Origin of the sequence: Desulfofundulus thermosubterraneus DSM 16057, from assembly GCF_900142025.1 — a bacterium.
GTDB lineage: Bacteria > Bacillota > Desulfotomaculia > Desulfotomaculales > Desulfovirgulaceae > Desulfofundulus > Desulfofundulus thermosubterraneus.
Genome location: NZ_FQZM01000012.1, coordinates 84413 through 90707, shown reverse-complemented (window position 1 = coordinate 90707; position 6295 = coordinate 84413). Strand labels below are relative to the sequence as shown.

The window sequence follows — 6295 nt, the reverse complement described above, 5'->3', positions numbered from 1 at the left end:
GCCTGTACTATTCCGTATCTCGGTGCCGCAATAACCCAATTAAAACTGGGGAATGTAGCAGGCGGCGTTACCTGGCTGTATTTCGGTTCGTTTTTTGCCTTTTGTTCGGCGTTGACTTATGCAGTAAATTATTTTGCAGGTATCTACGGTTGGGAAGTGGATGCCCGGATTCTGGGTTACGAATGGGCAATTTTGGCGCTGGTACTGATCTTAACAACCCCGATTTTTTTAAAGTTTGCGCTAGCAGCCGCTGCTTTGTCGGTTATGGCGGCTGACATTGGCCTTGCCAGTCTTGCCTTAATCTATTGGGGGGTTGCCGGTTCGTTCATGCTTCAGCTTAGCGGATGGTCTTTCTTTGTAGCAGGGTTTTTCGGTATTGTGATGGCTGTTGGAGGGATCCTTGGCGGAGCTGGTATGAAGTTTCCCATGGGTAGACCTCTGCTCAAACAAGACTCTAATTATTAGCATCTTAGAGCCCGGGTTCGTATTTTTAGAACCTGGGCTCTGCTATAAAAGTTGCTGATTTTTACGGCAGATTGCTGCGCCTAAACCTTTCGGACCGGTCCTTTGCGGTGGAGGAATTGCCGGAAAGCGTGTACTGGGGGGAAAGGGCGGGGTACCTGCCTCTTGCTGCGCGAGTTGGAACCGGGGATAGAACCAGACTGAAAATGGCCAGCCGTTTGGGGTTCTGGCCAGAGTACCGGAAGTTTATCGCTGCTGAAGGGGGAAGTCCCGGGGTAACATGAGCCTGGTTCCGGCCACGCCGCAGTATATCACCGGGGACTTGCTGGTGAAGCTGGGGGCCGGATTTCGTAAAGGGAACCCGGATACGCAGGACCGTCAGGAACAGTGGCCATCACCGTTGCTGTGGGAACATTGCCCGTGATCATGCCCTTGATTATGGCCATCGTGATGTCCCTGTTCGTGGTTGTGGTTGGGGGCTTGGACTTCTTCAGTGTTGTATTTGTGGCAGTTTTGATGGCATTCACCGTAATTTTCGCTGTCGGCCGCGGTCCCTATAATCAAACGAAGCAGGTTGGGGCGGTCGTACTCTTTCTTGCCCGAGCCATAGCCCACCCAGGTGATAAACAGCGGGGGTAGCGGCCCGCATCCGTTGCACAAAGTAGCCGCTATAGCGGCACCGGTCGGCGTGACGAGCTCTATTTCCGCATCCGTTCCGTAGACAATTATATTTTTCCCGGCCAGCAGTTCCAGTGTCGCTGGTGCCGGCGACGGGATTATCCCGTGCATACACTTGATGAAACCTTTCCCCATCGGCAGGGGAGATACAAATACCTTTTCCACGCCCAGCATGTGCAGGCCCAGCACCGTGCCGGTTACGTCAATGATTGCGTCAACGGCACCCACTTCGTGGAAGTGTATGCGGTCAGGTGTGGTGGCGTGGATTTTGGCCTCGGCCAGGGCCAGGCTTCTGAAAACATCCTTGCTTGCAGCCTTTACCTTTTCGGGCAGGGTACTGTTGTCAATAATTTGTTCAATATCCGCAAGGTGTCGCTCCGGTTGCTCTTGAGTAACATTGACGTGCACGTTTACAGCGGCGATACCGTTTCTTTTAATATTTTCACAACTGAGTTCATACCCTTCTACGGGCAAACTGCTTAGTTGTTTTTTAAGCTCCTCGAAATTCACGCCCGCATCTATGATAGCACCCAGGCACATGTCACCGCTAATACCGGAAAAGCAATCAAAGTACGCAATCTTCATGATTTAGCCTCCATAATAAGTTGTGTAATGGCATTGGCCATGGCAGCGGCGCCAAAACCGTTATCAATGTTTACAACGCTGACACCGGAAGCGCAACTGTTCAACATGCATAACAGAGCGGCAAGGCCGTTGAAACTCGCTCCATAACCTATGCTGGTAGGCACTGCTATTACGGGTTGATCAGCCAGGCCTCCCACGACGCTGGCCAGAGCCCCTTCCATGCCTGCCACGACAATGATGACATGCGCCCAGCGGATGGTTTCCATTTTATCCAGCAAGCGGTGGATACCCGCCACACCAACATCATAACACCTGATAACATTGTTGCCCATAACTTCTGCGGTGATAGCCGCTTCTTCGGCAACGGGGAGATCCGCGGTTCCGGCGCTCATCACCAGAATGTTGCCTTTGGCGGGCGGTTTTTCTCCCCGGCTCACCACAATAGTGCGGCCCAGCTCGGAATATTCGGCATCCTGAAAAACAGATTTGACTGCTCCATATATTTCCCTGCTGGCTCTGGTTCCCAGTATGGTTTTGTTGTTGCTGCAAAGCCTTCGCATTATTCCGACCACCTGATCGGCGGTTTTGCCCTGGCAGAAAATTACTTCGGGAAAACCTTTGCGAATGGCGCGGTGGTGGTCCACCTTGGCATAGCCGAGGTCTTCATAAGGTAGAGTTTTTAATTTATCAATTGCAGCATCAATATCTAATTTTTGATTTTTTATGTCCTCCAGCATCTTCCGTAGTTCACTTCTGGTCATAAAATTTTCTCCCCTACACCGGTTCCGGTCTGTTCCCGTGTTCAATATTTCTCTGGTTACTCTGTTGGGATATGCGCATCAAGTTCAAGGCAAGATCTTTTAGATCCTCATGTAAAGTAGCTTGTCCGTGTTCCCTGATCTGGTAATCAATATCCTGGCTCAAACCGAGCAGAATGTGTAAAACCTGCCAGTGGGGCACAAAAGCGGCGTCCGAGGTTAAAAAACTCCAGTACCTGGCCATAAAATTGTTTACCTGCAAATCCGTAATCCCTCTGATCAGTTCATCCCTGGTGACCCTGCCGGTAAGAAAACGCTGCATAAGCTGCAAAGCGCTATTTCCCATTTCCATTATGGCGGAATCAATTTTTTTCTTTTCTTCTGCCTGGATCGCCATGTGCAAATCATCCCCAGGTAAGTTTGGTTGGCTATTCATCCGGAGCCGGCACAACTGAATACTGCCGGCTCCGGCACAAGGTCCGGTACAAGGAATCATGTCATTCTGATCACCATTGTTCTAACTTTTTCCACCAGGAAGTCCACGCTGTTGTTTATCTTTTCCAGGGCCTGGGCGTCCTCCGGGTTGTTAAGGAGTTTTTCGCTTTCTGCCAAACATTCTTCTGTGACCTGCTCGGCTTTCTGGGTGCGCATAAAGGTGCGATTGTTTTTAATAGGATCAAGCTTGCTTATAATTTCATTAATTTTTTCCCCGGTGTCTCCCCCGGCTTTAGCCAGGGCTGCTTTAAGGTTTTCCAGGATTTTGGCCGCGTTCTCATGTGCTGGATATCCCGCCATTGATCTTCTTCTCCTCCAGACAAATATTTTAATAAAATTTGGTTCTTTGATAAAAAGGGCATTTTTTACTGGTTTAAAAATTCTTCCACTGCTCGTGAGAGCAACTCGAAGAACTCGTCCACCGTTGTGTTTTGGTACTTTAAAATATCCTGGCTCTCCCGGGTATCATACCAGTCCAGCCAGCCTGGCCTTTCCATGAATTCCGCTTCTTCAAAGGGGAAACCAAGCACTTCCATGTGTCTTTGAGCCCACTGGTAGCCCAACATTTGCCATTCCCTGCCACCGGCAATGTTGAATATTTTGTTCCGGGCCTCCTTTAAAGTAGCCGAGTTGTACAGGGCGGTAACAACGTCCGTGCGGTTAATCAGTTCGATGCGCTGTTCTTTCATGAACTGCCAGGGGTTGGGGTCATAAAAAGCAGGTATGACAACCCCGGAGATACGCAAAACGGTATAGGGAATGCCCGACTGAAATACCACTTTTTCGGCTTCTATTTTGCTTTCCGCATACAGGTCGAGGGCATTTTGCGGATTGGTGATTTTGACTGGAGGCTCCATATTCTGGGTGTCACCGTACGTGGATACGGACGAAGAAAATACAAACTGGACATCCCTGCCCTCTTTAAGCAGGGCATCAAGGACATTTTGGGTGCCTCCGACATTCACGGTCATGGTTTTTTCCCTATCGGTGCACAGGTGGGGCATTAAGGCGGCCAGGTGAATAACAGCGTCAACGCCCTTGACTGCTTTCTGGATATCGTTGGGGTCGTTGATACTTCCTTTAATTATGGTGATTCCTTTCCTGTTTTCCAGGCCTTCATAATTGGCTTGGGGCAGGTCAAAGATTGTTACTTCATTACCTCCGGCAAGAGCCTTTTCCGCAAGTTCCCGGCCAATGTTGCCTGCCCCGCCGGTAATTAAAATTTTCATTTTATTTTTCCTCCCTGCTGTTTAAAACGCTGAGTAAATTGACGGTGCAAACCTGGAAGGCTGCGGCAGCCGGAGAGCCGGGGTATTTGTCAACTACCGGTACTCCTTCGTCCGCGGCTTTCCCGGCAAGTTCATGGAGAGGCACCCTTCCCAGAAACGGAATTTTGTATGTTCTGGCCAGTTCCTCCCCTTTTCCTTCTCCAAGCACAGGTGTGGCCTTGCTACAATGGGGGCAAACAAAAGCGCTCATATTTTCAACCAGGCCTAAAATGGGCACGCCCAGCTCAATGGCACTGCTGATAGCCTTGCTGCATACCGCCACCGATACTTCCTGGGGAGTGGTTACCACGACGACACCATCCAGACCCGGGATAGATTTCATAATTGTTACGGGTTCATCTCCCGTTCCCGGTGGCAAATCTACCAGCAGGTAGTCAAGCTTCCCCCAATTGACAGATGCAAGCAACTGCCTGATGACCCTGGCCTTGTAGTGTCCCTTCCATAATACGGGTGTCGCTTCGCCAGGCCAGAACAGGCTGACGGACATAACCTTGATGCCATTATCCGTCTCCAGGGACTTCATTTGCCATGCCCCGTGTAAATCGGTCTTTTTGTTCAGGCCCGTAAGCTTTGGGATACTTGGACCGTGCACATCGGCATCAAATATTCCTACCTCGTTGCCCATGTTTCTGAGTACGGAGGCCATGTTGACAACGGTACTGGTCTTGCCGACACCACCCTTACCGCTTAAGATGGCGATTTTATGGCGCACATCTTTTAAGGCGTTAAAAATGGGACCTTGTCTTTCCGACAATTCTTTTTTTAACTCTTCCCGGATGCTGATGGATTCGTAAATCTCCAGAGGCACCTGATTCACCCCTTCGTTATTTAAATAATTGATAACGGGTAAACCCGACTCCCAGCCTTCCGGCGTGACAATACAGCACCGCCGGATTTGCACCGGTAATGCTTGTTATTTTTTCCCGCCCGGGTTCAAGTACTCCAAAGTCTTCCGCTGCCGATTTGGGAATCCCCGGTGATTTGGTTATTAGATCATGAGTTGCGGCATCAACAGCTACAGGATCAGTGGAAGCAACAATTCCAATATCGGGAACGAAGGGAATATCTGCCCAGGAGATTTTGTCCGGTTGGGGGACGATATCATACAGGATATTGATGTAAACCGCTTTTTTCTTCAGAGTCCTGACTATGGCGGAAGAAGCTTCGGCTACTTTGCGCTGGAAAGAAACAACTTGTTCCGGGACCGGCTGGTGGGCCCTGTTCGCGCAGATGACAACACAGTTCCCGCATCCGGCGCAGCGTTGCCGGTCCACATGTAGCCGGCCGCTGGATATTTGTAAGGCCTGCCACTGGCAGTATTGGACACAGGTGCCGCAAAGTTCGCATCGTTCGGCCAGCCAAACGGGCCTGATTCCCTCATAGACCCTGGACTTGCCGGAATTATTCAGGCACTCCACTCCCAGGTTGTAGAGAGCACCGGTAAACCCCGCGAAGGGGTGCCCCGCTATATGGGAAACCACCAGAAGGCATTCCGCTTCCCTGATGGCCCTGGCCACCTCTACTCCACCAAGCTCGGTCCCGCCGGTGGAAATAAATTCCCCGTCGTCGCCTTCGTACCCGTTGGCCAGAATGCGCTCGCAACCCAGGGCGATTTCGGAATACCCCATCAATTCGGCAGAGGTAAACCACTGGTCACCGGCAAAATGTCCTTTTGGGAAGAACGCCGAAGTGTCGGTAACTACCGGAGTACCGCCGAATTCTTTAATTTTTTCCACGATTGTCCTCAGTACAATGGGGCGTAAGTGTCTGTTGTAACCAACCCTGCTATAGCTTGTTTTAATAAAAGTTGCTTTCCTTCCTGTCGGCACCAGAGCTGCAATTTCCGGTACCTGCATAATCCTTTCGATCTTGGCCAGTAAATTGTCCCTGATGTTCCTAGCTCGTGCGCTTACCAGATAAACGTTCGACATTTTGCTATCCCCCTGCGGCGACCTGTGGTATATTTAATATAAGGCCTGCCATCGGGCCTGCTTTCAAGGAGTGCCGTTAGTCCAGGGGAAACCCTGG

The 6295-nt window shown here is 50.5% G+C and carries 8 protein-coding genes; 1 reads left to right on the top strand and 7 read right to left on the bottom strand.

Features of this window, described 5'->3' with window-relative positions; translation table 11 throughout:
• Positions 1-465 (top strand): hypothetical protein (locus tag BUA65_RS18195; protein WP_072867955.1); only part of this gene is annotated, 465 nt, incomplete at its 5' end.
• Positions 466-840: 375 nt separating this feature from the next.
• Here BUA65_RS18195 and larC read toward each other — a convergent pair.
• The 7 genes from larC to BUA65_RS05745 form a co-directional block, all read right to left on the bottom strand.
• Positions 841-1725: a nickel pincer cofactor biosynthesis protein LarC gene (gene larC / locus BUA65_RS05775; RefSeq protein WP_072867951.1), complete on the bottom strand. Its 885-nt coding sequence runs from the start codon at positions 1723-1725 to the stop codon at positions 841-843.
• Positions 1722-2486 carry a nickel pincer cofactor biosynthesis protein LarB gene (gene larB / locus BUA65_RS05770; RefSeq protein WP_072867949.1) on the bottom strand — a complete coding sequence of 255 codons (765 nt, stop codon included), beginning with the start codon at positions 2484-2486 and terminating at the stop codon, positions 1722-1724. The genes larC and larB overlap by 4 nt, the downstream gene beginning before the upstream one ends.
• 13 nt (positions 2487-2499) lie before the next feature.
• A complete protein-coding gene (locus BUA65_RS05765; protein ID WP_072867947.1) occupies positions 2500-2880 on the bottom strand; it encodes a hypothetical protein in 381 nt (126 codons plus the stop codon).
• 95 nt (positions 2881-2975) lie between these two features.
• Positions 2976-3278 carry a hypothetical protein gene (locus tag BUA65_RS05760; protein WP_072867945.1) on the bottom strand — a complete coding sequence of 101 codons (303 nt, stop codon included), beginning with the start codon at positions 3276-3278 and terminating at the stop codon, positions 2976-2978.
• A 65-nt stretch (positions 3279-3343) separates the two neighbouring features.
• Positions 3344-4207 carry an NAD-dependent epimerase/dehydratase family protein gene (locus BUA65_RS05755; protein WP_072867944.1) on the bottom strand — a complete coding sequence of 288 codons (864 nt, stop codon included), beginning with the start codon at positions 4205-4207 and terminating at the stop codon, positions 3344-3346.
• 1 nt (position 4208) lies between these two features.
• Entirely contained in the window at positions 4209-5075 is an 867-nt protein-coding gene (locus tag BUA65_RS05750; RefSeq protein ID WP_072867942.1) for an Mrp/NBP35 family ATP-binding protein, read from the bottom strand.
• Positions 5076-5091: 16 nt separating this feature from the next.
• Complete coding sequence (locus BUA65_RS05745; protein WP_072867940.1) at positions 5092-6198, bottom strand: DUF362 domain-containing protein; 1107 nt, start codon at positions 6196-6198, stop codon at positions 5092-5094.
• Between the last annotated feature and the right edge of the window lie 97 nt (positions 6199-6295).